Source organism: Pseudomonas monsensis (assembly GCF_014268495.2).
Lineage (GTDB): Bacteria > Pseudomonadota > Gammaproteobacteria > Pseudomonadales > Pseudomonadaceae > Aquipseudomonas > Aquipseudomonas monsensis.
The window spans coordinates 5,614,249-5,630,198 of sequence record NZ_CP077087.1; the positions used below are offsets into that span (position 1 = coordinate 5,614,249).

A 15,950-nucleotide genomic window follows, 5' to 3' on the forward strand; every position below is an offset into this window, starting at 1 on the left:
CCGCACGTTTTCGGGCACGCGCATAAAAAAGAGAGGCCGGGATGTACATCTATCGCTTGGTCCTGCTTTTGGTCGTCGGGATCTATCTGTTTTCTCCCGCCATCATGGATTGGTGGATCGACGCTACGGGCGCCTGGTATCGCCCTTATCTGCTCTGGCTGATCCTGATTGTCGTGACCTTCATCCTGCAGAGCCAAAAAGATGCCGATGAGCTTTAGCCTGACCCAGATGATCCTGATCAGCGCCGCGTACCTGGCGGTGCTGTTCGGCGTGGCCTGGATCAGTGAACGGGGCATGATCCCGCGGGCGATCATTCGCCACCCGCTGACGTACACCCTGTCGCTGGGGGTCTACGCCAGTGCGTGGGCGTTTTACGGCACGGTCGGTCTGGCCTATCAGTACGGCTACGGTTTTCTCTCCAGCTATCTCGGGGTGTCCGGCGCGTTTCTGCTGGCGCCGGTGCTGCTTTATCCGATCCTGAAAATCACCCGCACCTATCAACTGTCGTCGCTGGCGGATCTGTTTGCCTTCCGCTTTCGCAGCACCTGGGCCGGCGCGCTGACCACGATCTTCATGCTGATCGGCGTGCTGCCGCTGCTCGCGCTGCAGATTCAGGCGGTGGCCGACTCCATTGGCATCCTGACCGGCGAACCGGTCCAGAGCCGCGTGGCGCTGGCGTTTTGCGCGCTGATCATTCTGTTCACGATTTTCTTCGGCTCGCGGCATATCGCGACCCGCGAAAAACACGAAGGTCTGGTGTTCGCGATCGCCTTCGAATCGGTGATTAAACTGGTGGCCCTCGGTGGCGTCGGCCTCTATGCGCTGTACGGCGTATTCGACGGCCCGCAACAGCTGGAACTGTGGCTGCTGCAGAACCAGACCGCCCTCGCCGCCCTGCACACGCCGTTGCAGGAAGGCCCGTGGCGCACGCTGCTGCTGGTGTTCTTCGCCTCGGCGATTGTGATGCCGCACATGTATCACATGACCTTTACCGAAAACCTCAACCCGCGCTCGCTGGTCAGCGCCAGTTGGGGCCTGCCACTGTTCCTGCTGCTGATGAGCCTGGCGGTGCCGCTGATTCTGTGGGCCGGGCTCAAGCTCGGCGCCACCACCAATCCGGAATACTTCACCCTCGGCGTCGGCATCGCCGCCAACAGCAAACCGCTGGCGCTACTCGCCTATGTCGGCGGGCTGTCGGCGGCCAGCGGCCTGATCATTGTCACGACGCTGGCGCTATCGGGCATGGCGCTGAACCACTTGGTGCTGCCGCTCTACCAGCCACCGGCCGAAGGCAATATCTATCGCTGGCTGAAATGGACACGCCGCGCGCTGATCGTCGCAATCATCATGGCCGGTTTCGGCTTTTACCTGATGCTCGGCGCCGAGCAGGATCTGGCCAACCTCGGCATCGTCGCGTTTGTCGCGACCCTGCAATTCCTGCCTGGGGTGTTGTCGGTGCTGTACTGGCCGACCGCCAATCGTCGCGGCTTTATTGCCGGTCTGCTGGCGGGGATTCTGGTCTGGGTCGTGACCATGCTGCTGCCGCTGGTCGGCAATCTGCAGGGTTTCTACATCCCGCTGCTGAACATGATTTACGTGCTCGACGATACCAGTTGGCACATGGCGGCCATCGCGTCGCTGGCGGCCAACGTGCTGATGTTCACCCTGATCTCGCTGTTCACCAACGCCAGCCCCGAAGAAGCCAGCGCCGCCGAAGCCTGTGCGGTGGATAACGTCCGTCGCCCGCAACGTCGCGAGCTGCACGCCGCCTCGCCGCAGGAGTTCGCCACGCAACTGGCCAAACCGCTGGGCGCCAAGGCTGCGCAGAAAGAAGTCGAACAGGCGCTGCGCGATCTTTATCTGCCCTTCGACGAGCGCCGTCCGTATGCCCTGCGCCGTTTGCGCGACCGTATCGAAGCCAACCTCTCCGGCCTGATGGGGCCGAGCGTCGCGCAGGACATGGTGGAAACCTTCCTGCCGTACAAGGCCGGTGGCGAAAACTATGTGACCGAAGACATCCACTTCATCGAAAGCCGCCTCGAGGATTACCACTCGCGCCTCACCGGCCTGGCCGCCGAACTCGACGCCCTGCGCCGTTACCACCGCCAGACCTTGCAGGAATTGCCGATGGGCGTCTGCTCGCTGGCCAAGGATCAAGAGATCCTGATGTGGAACAAGGCCATGGAAGAGCTGACGGGCATCGCCGCACAGCGCGTGGTCGGCTCGCGCCTGAGTACCATCGGCGAGCCGTGGAAAGGCCTGCTGCAGGGTTTCATCGACCTGCCGGACGAGCATTTGCACAAACAGCACCTGGCGCTTGATGGCCAGACCCGTTGGCTGAACCTGCACAAAGCAGCGATCGACGAACCATTGGCACCGGGTAACAGCGGCCTGGTGTTACTGGTTGAAGATTTGACCGAAACCCAAATGCTCGAAGACAAACTGGTGCACTCCGAACGCCTGGCGAGCATCGGTCGACTCGCGGCGGGTGTGGCTCATGAAATCGGCAATCCGATCACCGGCATCGCCTGTCTGGCGCAGAATCTGCGCGAAGAACGCGAAGAGGATGGAGAGCTGACCGAGATCAGCGGACAGATTCTCGAACAGACCAAACGCGTCTCGCGCATCGTGCAGTCGTTGATGAGCTTTGCCCATGCCGGCAGCCATCAGCACAGTGACGAGCCCGTCTGTCTGGCCGAAGTCGCGCAGGATGCAATCGGCCTGCTGGCCCTGAACCGGCGCAATTTCGAAGTGCAGTTCTACAACCTGTGCGATCCGGACCACTGGGTCGAAGGCGATCCGCAGCGACTTGCCCAGGTCTTGATCAATCTGCTCTCGAACGCCCGTGACGCCTCGCCTGCGGGCAGTGCCGTGCGGGTCAAAAGCGAAGCCGGCGAACACACGGTCGATCTGATCGTGGAGGACGAAGGCAGTGGTATTCCGAAGAACATCATGGACCGACTGTTTGAACCTTTCTTCACCACCAAGGATCCGGGTGAAGGTACCGGTCTGGGCCTTGCACTGGTCTATTCCATCGTTGAAGAGCATTATGGACAAATCACCATCGACAGCCCGGCTGATGTACAAAGCCAACGCGGCACCCGTATCCGGGTGACCTTACCGCGTCATGTCGAAGCGACGTCCGCTGTGAACTGAGACCGTCGAGAGTATCGAATCAATGCCGCACATTTTGATCGTCGAAGACGAAACAATTATCCGCTCCGCCTTGCGCCGCCTGCTGGAACGTAATCAGTACCAAGTCAGCGAGGCCGGTTCAGTGCAGGAAGCACAAGAACGCTTCACCATTCCTACGTTCGATCTGATCGTCAGCGATCTGCGCCTGCCTGGCGCGCCGGGCACCGAGCTGATCAAGCTCGGCGAAGGCACCCCGGTGCTGATCATGACCAGTTACGCCAGCCTGCGTTCGGCGGTCGACTCGATGAAGATGGGCGCGGTGGACTACATCGCCAAGCCTTTCGACCACGATGAAATGCTCCAGGCAGTCGCGCGGATCCTGCGCGATCGCCAGTCGGCCCCGGCTGCCGGTGCAGTGGTTGCCAGTAAATCGACCAACGGCAGCGGCAAATCTGCCGTCGACAACAGCAACGGCGAAATCGGCATCATCGGTTCCTGCCCACCGATGCAGGATCTGTACGGCAAGATCCGCAAAGTAGCGCCGACCGATTCCAATGTGTTGATCCAGGGCGAATCCGGCACAGGTAAGGAACTGGTGGCCCGCGCCCTGCACAACCTGTCGAAACGCGCCAAGGCGCCGATGATCTCGGTGAACTGCGCCGCCATTCCGGAAAGCCTGATCGAGTCGGAGCTGTTCGGCCACGAGAAAGGCGCGTTCACCGGCGCCAGCGCCGGGCGCGCCGGTCTGGTCGAAGCGGCGGACGGCGGCACGTTGTTCCTCGATGAAATTGGTGAACTGCCACTGGAAGCCCAGGCCCGTCTGCTGCGCGTGTTGCAGGAAGGCGAGATACGCCGGGTCGGTTCGGTGCAATCGCAAAAGGTCGATGTGCGCCTGATCGCGGCAACCCACCGGGACCTCAAGAGCCTGGCAAAAATCGGTCAGTTCCGTGAAGACCTTTATTACCGTCTCCACGTAATCGCCCTGAAACTGCCGGCCCTGCGCGAACGTGGCGCCGACGTCAACGAAATCGCCAATGCATTCCTCGCTCGCCAAAGTGCGCGCATCAATCGTACCGACCTGAAATTTGCCGCCGATGCCGAACAGGCCATCCGGCATTATTCGTGGCCGGGTAACGTGCGTGAGCTGGAAAACGCTGTCGAGCGCGCAGTGATTCTCAGCGAAAGCCCGGAAATCTCAGCCGACCTGCTGGGCATCGACATCGAATTGAGTGATCTGGAGGACGACGAGTTCATCGGACTGCCGCCGCAGACGGCGGGTAACGCCAGCAACAGCAGCCATGAGCCGACCGAAGACCTGTCACTGGAGGACTATTTCCAGCACTTCGTCCTCGAACATCAGGACCACATGACCGAGACCGAACTGGCGCGCAAACTGGGCGTCAGCCGCAAGTGTCTGTGGGAACGCCGTCAGCGCCTGGGCATCCCACGGCGCAAAACCGGGGTCGCCAGCGAGAGCTGAACGTTACCTGTCGAGTGTGCGGGTAACGCTTGAGGATGTGAAAAAACTGTTACCTCAGTCCTTTCACGTAACAGAAGCCGGGGTTATCGGTAACGAAACCCCGGCTTTTTTTCGCCCCGAGAAAACGGTTATATCGACCTAACCCCTTGTTTTATTGGGCCTCGCAAAAGTTGGCACGGCCCCTGCTATATGTTTGGTACAAGAACAATAACAAGCAATGCACAAGACAATAAAAATAAGACGAATCGACTCACGCACAATAAAAACAAGACGGCGAGAGGCGCAGCTAACTGATTCTTTTGGAGAGGCGTTGTATTTGGGGCTTGCCCCACGACCAGGCCGAGAACAACAAAAACTGTCCTAAGACAGAGCCTGTACTGGTTGGATCGAGAGATCACTGCAATTCAGCGACCAAAGCAATCCGTTTGCTCTTGGCTCCCGATTGGGAGGGTCACGAAGGAAAACCTTCGTGACGAGGGCACTCAACAAAAACAAAAAGCCCGAATCAATAATAAAAAGAGCACGCAACTACTTCTTGGGGAGCTCCGGCTCCCCTTGTAGTTTCTCCCTTCCGGCAAAATCCTCCCAGTTTCCCTTGCTCGACCCTTGCAGCTTGCGGCTTACAGCTCAAATCTGCTGTCTCCTACACCATCCCCTGACTAAATGCTAGAATCTGCGCCCATCATGCGGTCATTCTTTGGTATGGCCGAACATTCCTTCAAACAGTGCATCCCATGCTGAAGAAGCTGTTCCAGTCATTCCGAACTCCCGTGCGTCGTACGCAACACATCCGTAGCACCCCTGAAGTGCTCAACAGCGGCCAACATTCGCTGCAGAAAACGCAATTCAGCCGCTATGCGGTGAATATCGTCGAACGCCTGCAAGGGGCTGGTTACCAGGCCTATCTGGTCGGCGGTTGCGTGCGTGACATGCTGCTGGGCATCACGCCCAAGGATTTCGACGTCGCCACCAGCGCCACTCCCGAGCAAGTGCGTGCCGAATTCCGCAATGCGCGGATCATTGGCCGTCGCTTCAAACTGGTGCATATCCATTTCGGTCGCGAAATCATTGAAGTCGCAACCTTCCGCGCCAATCACCCGGTCAACGAAGACGACGAAGACAGCAACCAGTCTTCGCGCAACGAGAGCGGGCGAATTCTGCGCGACAACGTCTACGGCACCCTGGAAGAAGACGCGCAACGCCGTGACTTCACCATCAACGCCCTGTATTACGATCCGGTCAGCGAGCGCATCCTCGACTACGCCAACGGCGTACACGACATCCGCAATCACCTGATCCGCCTGATCGGCGATCCCAAGCAGCGTTACCAGGAAGACCCGGTGCGCATGCTGCGGGCCGTACGTTTCGCCGCCAAGCTCAACTTCGGTATCGAGAAGCACACCGTGCAGCCGATCCGCGAACTGGCACCGATGCTGCGCGAGATTCCGTCGGCACGTCTGTTCGAGGAAGTGCTCAAGCTGTTCCTCTCCGGCCACGGCGCGATCACCTTCGAGATGCTGGTCGATCTGCAACTGTTCGCCCCGCTGTTCCCGGCCAGTGCCGATGCGCTGGAATACAACCCGGAATACACCCACACGCTGATCAGCGAAGCGCTGACCAACACCGACCTGCGCATCAAGCAGAACAAACCGGTGACCCCGGCGTTCCTGTTCGCCGCATTGTTGTGGCCGGCCCTGCCAGCCCGTGTATTGCGTCTGCAAGAGCGTGGCATGCCGCCGATTCCGGCGATGCAGGAAGCCGCTCACGAGCTGATCGCCGAACAGTGCCAGCGCATTGCGATTCCAAAACGCTTCACCATGCCGATCCGCGAGATCTGGGACATGCAGGAGCGTCTGCCCCGTCGCAGCGGCAAGCGCGCCGACCTGTTGCTGGACAACCCGCGTTTCCGCGCCGGTTACGACTTCCTCCTGCTACGTGAAAGCGCCGGCGAGGAAACTGACGGTCTGGGCGAATGGTGGACTGACTATCAGGATGCCAACGACAGCGAACGTCGCGACATGATCCGCGACCTCAGCGGCAAGGGCGATGACGCCAGCGGTGCTCCGCGCAAGCGTCGCCGCAGCAGCGGTTCCAAGCGCAAACGTGCCGGCGCCTCGAGTGCCACAGGCGAGTAAAGGCATGGAACGCATCTACATTGGCATGGGCAGCAACCTCGCTGACCCGGCCGAACAATTGCGCAGCGCCGTCGAGGCGTTGGGGCAATTGCCGCAGACCACGCTTGCCGGCGTTTCCGCCTTCTATCAGAGTGACTCGCTGCTGCCGGGCCAACCGCGTTACACCAACGCGGTCGCGGCCCTCGACAGCACGCTTGCGCCGATTGAACTGCTTGATGCGTTGCAAGCGATCGAGAACGATCAGGGTCGCGAACGCCTGGAACGCTGGGGACCGCGCACGCTGGATCTGGACATCCTGTTATTCGGCGATCGACTGATCGACGAGCCGCGGCTCAAAGTCCCGCATTACCAGATTCAGGAACGCGCGTTCGTGCTCTATCCCCTCGCCGAACTGGCCCCTGAGAATCTGCGCCTGGCCGATGGCCGCACCCTCCCCGACCTGCTGGCAGCCTGCCCGTTCGTCGGCCTGGAACGCCTCCCCCACGCCTGACACAAATCCTTTGTAGGCCTTCGCCCTATCCAGATTGATTGTCGGACAAAAAACCCGCGAATCAGCCCCGCCGCGCCGCTGAATCGCATCAGTAACGCCGGTAACACTCCCCTCGTAACAATGCGGTAACACACACAATTGACTTCCGGTTGGCTCATCACGACTATAGGCGTCCCGCTGCCGCCAACCCGGCACATACGGGCGCAAGCCAGGCCTTATAAGCACGACAAAAGACCGTGCGCCTGAGTAGATGACGAATCACGCGCGTTACTCGCAGTAGTTTCCAGAGCGCCTGAACGAGGATTTTTTACATGCCAGCCATCACCCTGACCACGCTCCAGAGCCTCAAGCAGAAAGGTGAAAAGATCACCATGCTGACCTGCTATGACGCGACCTTCGCCCACGCCTGCAACGAGGCCGGTGTCGAAGTGCTGCTGGTGGGCGACTCCCTCGGCATGGTTCTGCAGGGTCACGACAGCACTTTGCCCGTGACCACCGCAGAAATGGCCTATCACACCGCCTGCGTCAAACGCGGCAACACCGACGCGCTGATTCTGGCCGACCTGCCCTTCATGGCCAACGCCACCGTCGAACAGACCCTGAACAACAGCGCCATGCTGATGCAGGCCGGCGCGCACATGGTCAAGGTCGAAGGTCAGTTGTGGCTGGCCGAGTCGATCCGCCTGCTGGCCGAACGCGGCGTGCCGGTTTGCGCGCACATGGGCCTGACCCCGCAAGCGGTCAACATTCTCGGCGGCTATAAAGTGCAGGGCCGCAACGAGAACCAGGCGCGGCAGATGCGTGCCGACGCGATCTCGCTGGAACAGGCAGGTGCAGCGATGTTGCTGCTCGAATGCGTGCCAAGCGAACTGGCCGCCGAAATCAGCCAGGCGGTGAAAATCCCGGTCATCGGCATCGGTGCCGGTAACGCCACCGACGGCCAGGTTCTGGTGCTGCACGACATGCTCGGCCTGTCGATCACTGGCCGCGTGCCGAAGTTCGTGAAGAACTTCATGCACGGTCAGGACAGCATCCAGTCAGCCTTGAAGGCTTACGTTAACGAAGTCAAAGCTGTCACGTTCCCAGGCATCGAACACGGATTCTCTGCATGAACACCGTAAAAACCGTACGCGAACTGCGCGCTGCCGTGGCCCGCGCCCGCAGTGAAGGCAAGCGCATCGGCTTCGTGCCGACCATGGGCAACCTGCACAGCGGCCACGTCGCACTGATCACCAAAGCCACCCAACGCGTGGATTTCGTGGTCGCGAGCATCTTCGTCAACCCGCTGCAGTTCGGCGCTGGCGAAGACCTCGACAAATACCCGCGTACCCTCGCGGCGGATCAGGAAAAACTGCTCGAAGCCGGTTGCGACCTGCTGTTCGCCCCCACCGTTGAAGAGATGTACCCCGACGGCATGGCCGGGCAGACCCGGGTCAGCGTTCCGCAATTGTCCGAAGGCCTGTGCGGCGCCAGCCGTCCGGGGCACTTCGAAGGTGTGGCAACGGTGGTCAGCAAGCTGTTCAACATGGTCCAGCCGGATCTGGCGATTTTCGGCCAGAAGGATTACCAGCAACTGGCGGTGATCCGCGCCTTGGTGCATGACTTGAATATGCCGATCCAGATCATCGGCGAGCCGACCGTTCGCGCCGCTGACGGCCTGGCGCTGTCGTCGCGTAACGGTTTCCTCAGCGAAGAACAGCGCGCCGTGGCACCGGCGGTCTATCGCGCCCTGAGCACGATGGCCGAGTCAATCAAACAGGGGGAGCGAGATTTCCCGGCGCTGATCAGCGCGCAGTTGAAACAGCTGGAAGCGGCTGGCCTGCGCCCGGACTACCTGGAAATCCGCCACGCCCTGAGTTTGCGTCCGGCCACGGCCGAAGACCGCGATCTGGTGATTCTGGTAGCGGCGTTCCTCGGCACCACACGGTTGATCGACAACCTGCACCTGAACCTCGATATCCCGGCCTGAAAAGCACCGCAATCCCCCCTGTAGGAGTGAGCCTGCTCGCGATGAGGACCTGACATTCAGCATCACTGTTGAATGTCAGTCCGTTATCGCCAGCAAGCTCACTCCTGCAGTGTTTTCAGCGTCCTGAAAATTGCATTTCAAGCCATATTGCCGCCCCCAAAGCCTTCGGGCACACTGCCCGCCGTTCGACTCCAAGCCGGGAAATCCCTCATGCACGCCATCATGCTCAAGGCCAAGCTGCACCGCGCCGAAGTCACTCACGCGGTGCTCGATTACGAAGGCTCATGCGCCATTGATGGCGAATGGCTGGACTTGTCCGGCATCCGGGAATACGAGCAGATCCAGATTTACAACATCGACAACGGCGAGCGTTTCACCACCTACGCCATCCGTGGTGAAGAGGGTTCACGGATGATCTCGGTCAACGGCGCTGCCGCGCACAAGGCCAAGGTCGGCGACCGCGTGATAATTTGCGCATACGCGCACTACAGCGAAGCGGAACTGGTGCATTTCAAGCCGCGCATGCTCTACATGGCGCCGGGCAATGAACTGAGCCACACCAGCAACGCCATTCCGGTGCAGGTCGCCTGATCGGCACTGCACCGCTTCCGTTTGTCGGACGGTTTCTAACCCCGATGTTAAAAAAGTACCGGAAACAGGTCAGACAAAGTCAAGACAGATCGCGGCGTGAGGTTTACTGTATTCGCCCTGCGCCAATAAATCGTGTCGACGCAGTTTGACCCCGCGCCTCAACAGGGTGTGGCGGTCTGTTCAGTGTTCAAAAGGCCGTTCAAGTAAAAAGGAAAACCGCAGCGATGGCGTACTACCGCACTCCTCATGACGTTACCGCTCTGCCCGCCTGGCAAGCGTTGAAAGACCACCGCCAAGCCATGCAGGATTTCAGCATGCGCGAAGCCTTCAACGCCGATCCGCAGCGTTTCAACCAGTTCACCCTCAGCAGCTGCGGACTGTTTCTCGATTATTCGAAGAATTTGATCAACGCCGAGACCCGCAATCTGCTCGTGGGCCTGGCCAATGAAGTCGATCTGAAGGGCGCGATCAAAGCGCTGTTCGACGGCGAAATCGTCAACGCCTCCGAAGGCCGCCCCGCCCTGCACACCGCCCTGCGCCGCCCGGTGGGCGACAAGCTGTCGGTCAACGGCGTCAACGTGATGCCGGAAGTGCACAAGGTGCTGAACCAGATCACCGATCTGGTCGGCCGCATCCACGATGGCCTGTGGCGTGGTTACACCGAGAAGCCGATCACCGACGTGGTCAACATCGGCATCGGTGGTTCGTTCCTCGGCCCCGAGCTGGTCTCCGAAGCGCTGTTGTCCTACGCGCAGAAAGGCGTGCGCTGCCACTACCTGGCGAACATCGACGGCAGTGAGTTCCACGAGCTGACGCAAAAGCTGCGCGCCGAAACCACGCTGTTCATCGTCTCGTCGAAATCCTTCAACACCCTCGAGACCCTGAAGAACGCCCAGGCCGCACGCGCCTGGTATCTGGCGCAGGGTGGTTCGGAAGCCGAGCTGTATCGTCACTTCATCGCGGTATCGAGCAACAACGCCGCGGCGGTCGCGTTCGGCATCCGTGAAGAAAACATCTTCCCGATGTGGGACTGGGTCGGCGGGCGTTACTCGCTGTGGTCGGCCATCGGCTTACCGATCGCCCTGGCCATCGGCATGTCCAACTTCAAGGAACTGCTGTCCGGTGCCTACACCATGGACCAGCATTTCCAGACCGCGCCGTTCGAACAGAACATGCCGGTGCTGCTGGCCTTGCTCGGCGTGTGGTACGGCAACTTCTGGGGCGCGCAGAGCCACGCGATCCTGCCGTACGACCACTACCTGCGCAACATCACCAAGCACTTGCAACAGCTGGACATGGAGTCCAACGGCAAGAGCGTGCGTCAGGACGGCACCTCGGTCTCGACCGATACCGGTCCGGTGATCTGGGGCGGCGTCGGCTGCAACGGTCAGCACGCCTACCACCAGTTGCTGCACCAAGGCACCCAACTGATTCCGGCCGACTTCATTGTGCCGATCGTCAGCTTCAACCCGGTGTCCGACCACCATCAATGGCTGTACGCCAACTGCCTGTCGCAGAGCCAGGCGCTGATGCTCGGCAAGACCCTGCCGGAAGCCGAAGCCGAACTGCGCGACAAGGGCATGAGCGAAGAGCAGGTGCACAAGCTCGCACCGCACAAGGTGATCCCGGGCAACCGTCCGAGCAACACCCTCGTGGTCGAACGCATCAGCCCGCGTCGTCTCGGCGCGCTGGTCGCCATGTATGAGCACAAAGTGTTCGTGCAGAGCGTGGTCTGGGGCATCAACGCCTTCGACCAGTGGGGTGTGGAACTGGGCAAGGAACTGGGCAAAGGCGTTTACAACCGTCTGGTCGGCAGCGATGAAACCACCGCTGACGACGCCTCCACCCAAGGCCTGATCAATTACTTCCGCGGTCGTCACCGCGGCTGATCAAGGCCTTCGGGCCAACGCTGTTCCCTGTGGGAGCGAGCTTGCTCGCGAATGCAATCTGTCAGTCGACACCTTTGTTGGCTGGCGTGACGCCTTCGCGAGCAAGCTCGCTCCCACAGTTATTTTGGACCCCTTCAGCCATCAGATTCCTGATCCGGCTTGAACCCTTGGCCCTCTCGGCGCATCTTTATTCCTGTGCACAACAAGAATAAGGAACCGTCATGTTCGATATCAGCACGTTCCCCAAAGCCGATGCCGTCCGCCGGGCTGCACAGTTGAGTCAGGACGACTACAAGCGTCTGTACCGCGAATCCATTGAACACCCCACGACCTTCTGGGCCGAACAGGCCACGCGCTTCCTCGACTGGAGCACGCCGTGGCAGACCGTTCAGCGCTATGACCTGAAAACCGGCGAAGCGTCCTGGTTTGCCGGCGGCCAGCTGAATGTCAGTTACAACTGCATCGACCGCCACCTCGCCCGACGCGGCGAGCAGACCGCGATTCTCTGGGAAGGCGACGACCCGGCCGAATCGGCGCAAATCACCTACAAGAAACTGCACCACCATGTCTGCCGCCTGGCCAACGTGCTGAAAAGTCGTGGCGTGAAGAAAGGCGACCGGGTGTGCATCTACATGCCGATGATCCCCGAAGCCGCCTACGCCATGCTCGCGTGCGCACGGATCGGCGCCATCCACTCGGTGGTGTTCGGTGGATTTTCCCCGGATTCATTACGTGACCGCATTCTCGATGCCGACTGCCGCACGGTGATCACCGCCGATCAAGGCGTGCGCGGCGGCAAGTTCGTGCCATTGAAACAGAACGTCGACAAAGCCCTGCAAAATTGCCCCGACGTCAGCACCGTCGTGGTGGTCGAGCGCACGCAAGGCAAAGTCGATTGGGTCGAAGGCCGCGACCTCTGGTATCACCAGGCCGTGCGTGACGTCAGCGACGACTGCCCGCCAGAGCCGATGGACGCCGAAGATCCGCTGTTCATCCTCTACACCTCGGGCAGCACCGGCAAACCCAAAGGCGTGCTGCACACCACCGGCGGTTACCTGCTGCAAGCAGCGATGACCTTCAAGTACGTGCTCGACTACCGCGAGGGCGAAGTGTTCTGGTGCACCGCTGACGTCGGCTGGGTCACCGGCCACAGCTACATTGTTTACGGCCCGCTGGCCAATGGCGCGACCACGCTGATATTCGAAGGTGTGCCGAGCTACCCGAACAGCTCGCGCTTCTGGCAAGTGATCGACAAGCACAAGGTCAACATCTTCTACACGGCGCCGACCGCCCTGCGCGCCCTGATGCGCGAAGGTGCCGAACCGTTGAAGGAAACGTCGCGCCAGAGTCTGCGATTACTCGGCAGCGTCGGCGAGCCCATCAACCCGGAAGCGTGGGAATGGTATTTCAACGTGGTCGGCGAACAGCGCTGCCCGATCGTCGATACCTGGTGGCAGACCGAAACCGGCGGCATCATGCTCAGCCCCCTGGTCAGCGCCCAACGGATCAAACCCGGCTGCGCCACGCAACCGATGTTCGGCGTGCAACCGGTGCTGCTCGATGAACACGGCAAGGAAATCAAGGGTGCCGGCAGCGGCGTGCTGGCGATCAAGTCCAGCTGGCCCGCACAGATCCGCAGCGTCTACGGTGATCCGCAACGCATGGTCGACACCTACTTCAAACCCTACCCCGGTTACTACTTCACCGGTGACGGCGCGCGCCGCGACGAGGATGGCGATTACTGGATCACCGGGCGCATCGACGATGTGATCAACGTGTCCGGGCACCGCATCGGCACCGCCGAAGTCGAAAGCGCACTGGTGCTGCACGACAGCATCGCCGAGGCGGCGGTGGTCGGTTATCCCCATGACGTCAAAGGTCAGGGCATCTACGCCTTCGTCACGCCAATGAATGGTGCCGAGCCGAGCGATGAACTGAAGAAAGAACTGCTCGCCCACGTCAGCAAGGAAATCGGCAGCTTCGCCAAGCCGGATCTGATCCAGTGGGCGCCGGCCTTGCCGAAAACCCGTTCAGGCAAGATCATGCGCCGCATCCTGCGCAAGATCGCCTGCAACGAACTCGACAGCCTCGGCGACACCTCGACCCTGGCCGACCCGAGTGTGGTGCAAGGCCTGATCGACAAGCGCCTCAATCAATAACCTGCCAGGCGCGGTCAACCGGCCGCGCTCATCCTTGTGCACAGAGTGGTCATGGAATTCATCCGCAGCCGTATCGAACACCAACTCATGAGCCTGACCGGCCTGTCTCTCGGTCAGCTCGACCTGGAAAACCCCAAGGGTGATCCCGGCCTGTTCGGCCCCGACTCAGTCAGCTGGCAGGTGCATGGCGACTTCAGCAGCATGCTGATTGGCGGCATCAGCGCGCTGTTGCTGCAAGCCTTGCATCCCCTGGCGCTGGCCGGCGTCTGGGATCACTCGAACTTTCGCCAGGACATGCTCGGACGTTTGCGCCGAACCAGTCAGTTCGTGTCCGGCACCACGTTCGGCTCGCGTCGGGACGCCGACTGGCTGATCGAAAAAGTGCGCACCATCCACCTGCAGGTGGTCGGCACCGCGCCGGACGGCCGGCCCTACGCGGCGAGCGATCCGGACTTGCTGACGTGGGTGCACGTGGCGGAAGTCAGCAACTTCCTCGCCGCGCATTTGCGTTACCGCAACCCGCAACTGTCGTGGGCCGATCAGGATCGTTATTACGCGGAAATCGCTGTGGTCGCCGAACGCCTTGGCGCCCGCGACGTACCGAAGTCCCGACAGGCCGTGGCCGATTACCTGCAAGGCATGCGCCCACAATTACTGTGCGACGAGCGCAGTCGTGAAGTGCTGCGCCTGCTGCTCGCGGCACCGGCCCCCAGCCTGTTGGCGCGGCCCTTTGGCGATCTGATGATGAAGGCCGGCATCGACCTGCTGCCGGACTGGGCCAGCGACATGCTCGACGTCCGCCAGAGTTCGGTGCAACGGCAACTGATTCGCGCCAGCGTCAGACGCAGCGCACCGATGCTGCGCTGGGCGATGCGCAATGGTTCAGTACAACGGGCACAGCGGCGCATGGGAATTCTGACCTGATGCCCGGAGCTGCAAGCTGCAAGATTTGAGCTTGAGGCTTGAAGCTTGGAGCTTGAAGCCCAGTAACTGCTAAACTCCCGCGCCCCAATTCCCTCCAGCAAGGCGCCCGCATGTCTTCCTTGAATCAGGCGCTGCGCGCCGCCCTCGACCAACGTCAAGACTTGCTCACTGAGCTGCATGGCCAGGGCACCGATTGCTATCGGCTGTTCCACGGCAGCCAGGAGGGCGCCGGCGGCTTGACCATCGACCGCTACGGCCCGCAACTGCTGGTGCAGAGCTTTCACCAGACGCTGGAACGTGACGACCTGCTGCAACTGCACGCCCTGGTCAACCAGGCCCTGGGCCTGGAAACCCTGCTGGTCTACAACGACCGCTCCCGGGGCAATTCGCGGATTGATCGCGAAGACCCGGTCTATCGTGCCGACGACGCCGCGCTGGCCGATCTGGTCGGCCACGAATGGGGCCTGAACTACCGTGTCCGCGGGCGGCATGCCGGGCAGGACCCGCTGCTGTTCCTCGACCTGCGCAACACCCGCGGCTGGGTCAAGGATCACGCCAGGGGCAAAAGCGTGCTCAACCTGTTCGCCTACACCTGCGGCGTTGGCCTGAGTGCCGCCGCCGGTGGCGCGCGTGAGGTGTGCAATCTGGATTTCGCCGAAGGCAATCTGGCGGTCGGCCGCGAAAACGGTCTGCTCAATCCGCAGTTGCCGCAGATGGAGTTCATCCAGTCCGACTACTTCCCGGCGATCCGCCAGCTCGCCGGTCTGCCGGTCAGCCAGCGACGCGGACAGAAACTGCCGAGCTACCAGCGCCTCGAACAGCGTCAGTACGATCTGGTGCTGCTCGATCCGCCGGCGTGGGCCAAGAGTGCGTTCGGCACCGTCGACCTGCTGCGCGACTATCAGAGCCTGCTCAAGCCGGCCCTGTTGACCACCGCCGACAACGGCGTGCTGATCTGCTGCAACAACCTGGCGAAAGTCAGCATGGCCGACTGGCGCGAGCAAGTGCTGCGCTGTGCCGAGAAAGCCGGACGCCCGGTACGCGAATGGAGCGTCATGACCCCAGGCGCCGACTTCCCGTCAATGGACCAGCAACCGCCGCTGAAAACCCTGATCCTGCAGTTGTAACCCTTCCCTGCGGTTAACAACTGTCCAGTGAGGGAGCAGGCTCGCTCCCTT

At 61.1% G+C, this 15,950-nt stretch carries 12 protein-coding genes; all 12 read left to right on the forward strand.

Going from position 1 to position 15,950, the window contains the following annotated elements; translation table 11 throughout:
• Positions 1 to 41: 41 nt before the first annotated feature.
• The 12 genes from HV782_RS24775 to HV782_RS24830 all read left to right on the forward strand — a co-directional run bounded on the left by HV782_RS24775 (position 42) and on the right by HV782_RS24830 (position 15,899).
• Entirely contained in the window at positions 42 to 218 is a 177-nt protein-coding gene (locus HV782_RS24775) for a hypothetical protein (protein ID WP_003176118.1), read from the forward strand.
• Complete coding sequence (locus HV782_RS24780) at positions 202 to 3,156, forward strand: sensor histidine kinase (RefSeq protein WP_177490416.1); 2,955 nt, start codon at positions 202 to 204, stop codon at positions 3,154 to 3,156. Before HV782_RS24775 ends, HV782_RS24780 begins: the two co-directional genes overlap by 17 nt.
• Before the next feature lie 22 nt (positions 3,157 to 3,178).
• Positions 3,179 to 4,615 carry a sigma-54-dependent transcriptional regulator gene (locus tag HV782_RS24785; protein ID WP_186747913.1) on the forward strand — a complete coding sequence of 479 codons (1,437 nt, stop codon included), beginning with the start codon at positions 3,179 to 3,181 and terminating at the stop codon, positions 4,613 to 4,615.
• A gap of 734 nt (positions 4,616 to 5,349) precedes the next feature.
• Positions 5,350 to 6,750 (forward strand): polynucleotide adenylyltransferase PcnB, encoded by a 1,401-nt coding sequence (locus HV782_RS24790; protein ID WP_123464097.1) that lies wholly within the window; start codon positions 5,350 to 5,352, stop codon positions 6,748 to 6,750.
• A gap of 4 nt (positions 6,751 to 6,754) precedes the next feature.
• Positions 6,755 to 7,240, forward strand: a complete 486-nt coding sequence (gene folK / locus HV782_RS24795) for a 2-amino-4-hydroxy-6-hydroxymethyldihydropteridine diphosphokinase (RefSeq protein ID WP_186747911.1) — start codon at positions 6,755 to 6,757, stop codon at positions 7,238 to 7,240.
• 311 nt (positions 7,241 to 7,551) lie between these two features.
• Positions 7,552 to 8,352 (forward strand): 3-methyl-2-oxobutanoate hydroxymethyltransferase, encoded by an 801-nt coding sequence (panB, locus tag HV782_RS24800; RefSeq protein ID WP_123464093.1) that lies wholly within the window; start codon positions 7,552 to 7,554, stop codon positions 8,350 to 8,352.
• Positions 8,349 to 9,209 carry a pantoate--beta-alanine ligase gene (panC, locus tag HV782_RS24805; protein WP_123464091.1) on the forward strand — a complete coding sequence of 287 codons (861 nt, stop codon included), beginning with the start codon at positions 8,349 to 8,351 and terminating at the stop codon, positions 9,207 to 9,209. The genes panB and panC overlap by 4 nt, the downstream gene beginning before the upstream one ends.
• A 210-nt stretch (positions 9,210 to 9,419) precedes the next feature.
• Complete coding sequence (gene panD / locus HV782_RS24810) at positions 9,420 to 9,800, forward strand: aspartate 1-decarboxylase (RefSeq protein WP_123464089.1); 381 nt, start codon at positions 9,420 to 9,422, stop codon at positions 9,798 to 9,800.
• 224 nt (positions 9,801 to 10,024) lie between these two features.
• Positions 10,025 to 11,689, forward strand: coding sequence for a glucose-6-phosphate isomerase (gene pgi, locus HV782_RS24815; protein WP_128613864.1), 1,665 nt, complete (start codon positions 10,025 to 10,027; stop codon positions 11,687 to 11,689).
• A 221-nt stretch (positions 11,690 to 11,910) separates the two neighbouring features.
• A complete protein-coding gene (acs, locus tag HV782_RS24820) occupies positions 11,911 to 13,848 on the forward strand; it encodes an acetate--CoA ligase (RefSeq protein ID WP_186747909.1) in 1,938 nt (645 codons plus the stop codon).
• A gap of 51 nt (positions 13,849 to 13,899) precedes the next feature.
• Complete coding sequence (locus HV782_RS24825) at positions 13,900 to 14,772, forward strand: oxygenase MpaB family protein (RefSeq protein ID WP_186747907.1); 873 nt, start codon at positions 13,900 to 13,902, stop codon at positions 14,770 to 14,772.
• 110 nt (positions 14,773 to 14,882) lie between these two features.
• Positions 14,883 to 15,899, forward strand: a complete 1,017-nt coding sequence (locus tag HV782_RS24830; protein ID WP_123464081.1) for a class I SAM-dependent rRNA methyltransferase — start codon at positions 14,883 to 14,885, stop codon at positions 15,897 to 15,899.
• Positions 15,900 to 15,950: the final 51 nt, after the last annotated feature.

What these genes read in the sequence shown, in the direction of transcription:
- HV782_RS24775 (WP_003176118.1), top strand. Translation starts at nt 42, where the DNA reads ATGTACATCTATCGCTTGGTCCTGCTTTTGGTCGTCGGGATCTATCTG.
- HV782_RS24780 (WP_177490416.1), top strand. Translation starts at nt 202, where the DNA reads ATGCCGATGAGCTTTAGCCTGACCCAGATGATCCTGATCAGCGCCGCG.
- HV782_RS24785 (WP_186747913.1), top strand. Translation starts at nt 3,179, where the DNA reads ATGCCGCACATTTTGATCGTCGAAGACGAAACAATTATCCGCTCCGCC.
- HV782_RS24790 (WP_123464097.1), top strand. Translation starts at nt 5,350, where the DNA reads ATGCTGAAGAAGCTGTTCCAGTCATTCCGAACTCCCGTGCGTCGTACG.
- folK (WP_186747911.1), top strand. Translation starts at nt 6,755, where the DNA reads ATGGAACGCATCTACATTGGCATGGGCAGCAACCTCGCTGACCCGGCC.
- panB (WP_123464093.1), top strand. Translation starts at nt 7,552, where the DNA reads ATGCCAGCCATCACCCTGACCACGCTCCAGAGCCTCAAGCAGAAAGGT.
- panC (WP_123464091.1), top strand. Translation starts at nt 8,349, where the DNA reads ATGAACACCGTAAAAACCGTACGCGAACTGCGCGCTGCCGTGGCCCGC.
- panD (WP_123464089.1), top strand. Translation starts at nt 9,420, where the DNA reads ATGCACGCCATCATGCTCAAGGCCAAGCTGCACCGCGCCGAAGTCACT.
- pgi (WP_128613864.1), top strand. Translation starts at nt 10,025, where the DNA reads ATGGCGTACTACCGCACTCCTCATGACGTTACCGCTCTGCCCGCCTGG.
- acs (WP_186747909.1), top strand. Translation starts at nt 11,911, where the DNA reads ATGTTCGATATCAGCACGTTCCCCAAAGCCGATGCCGTCCGCCGGGCT.
- HV782_RS24825 (WP_186747907.1), top strand. Translation starts at nt 13,900, where the DNA reads ATGGAATTCATCCGCAGCCGTATCGAACACCAACTCATGAGCCTGACC.
- HV782_RS24830 (WP_123464081.1), top strand. Translation starts at nt 14,883, where the DNA reads ATGTCTTCCTTGAATCAGGCGCTGCGCGCCGCCCTCGACCAACGTCAA.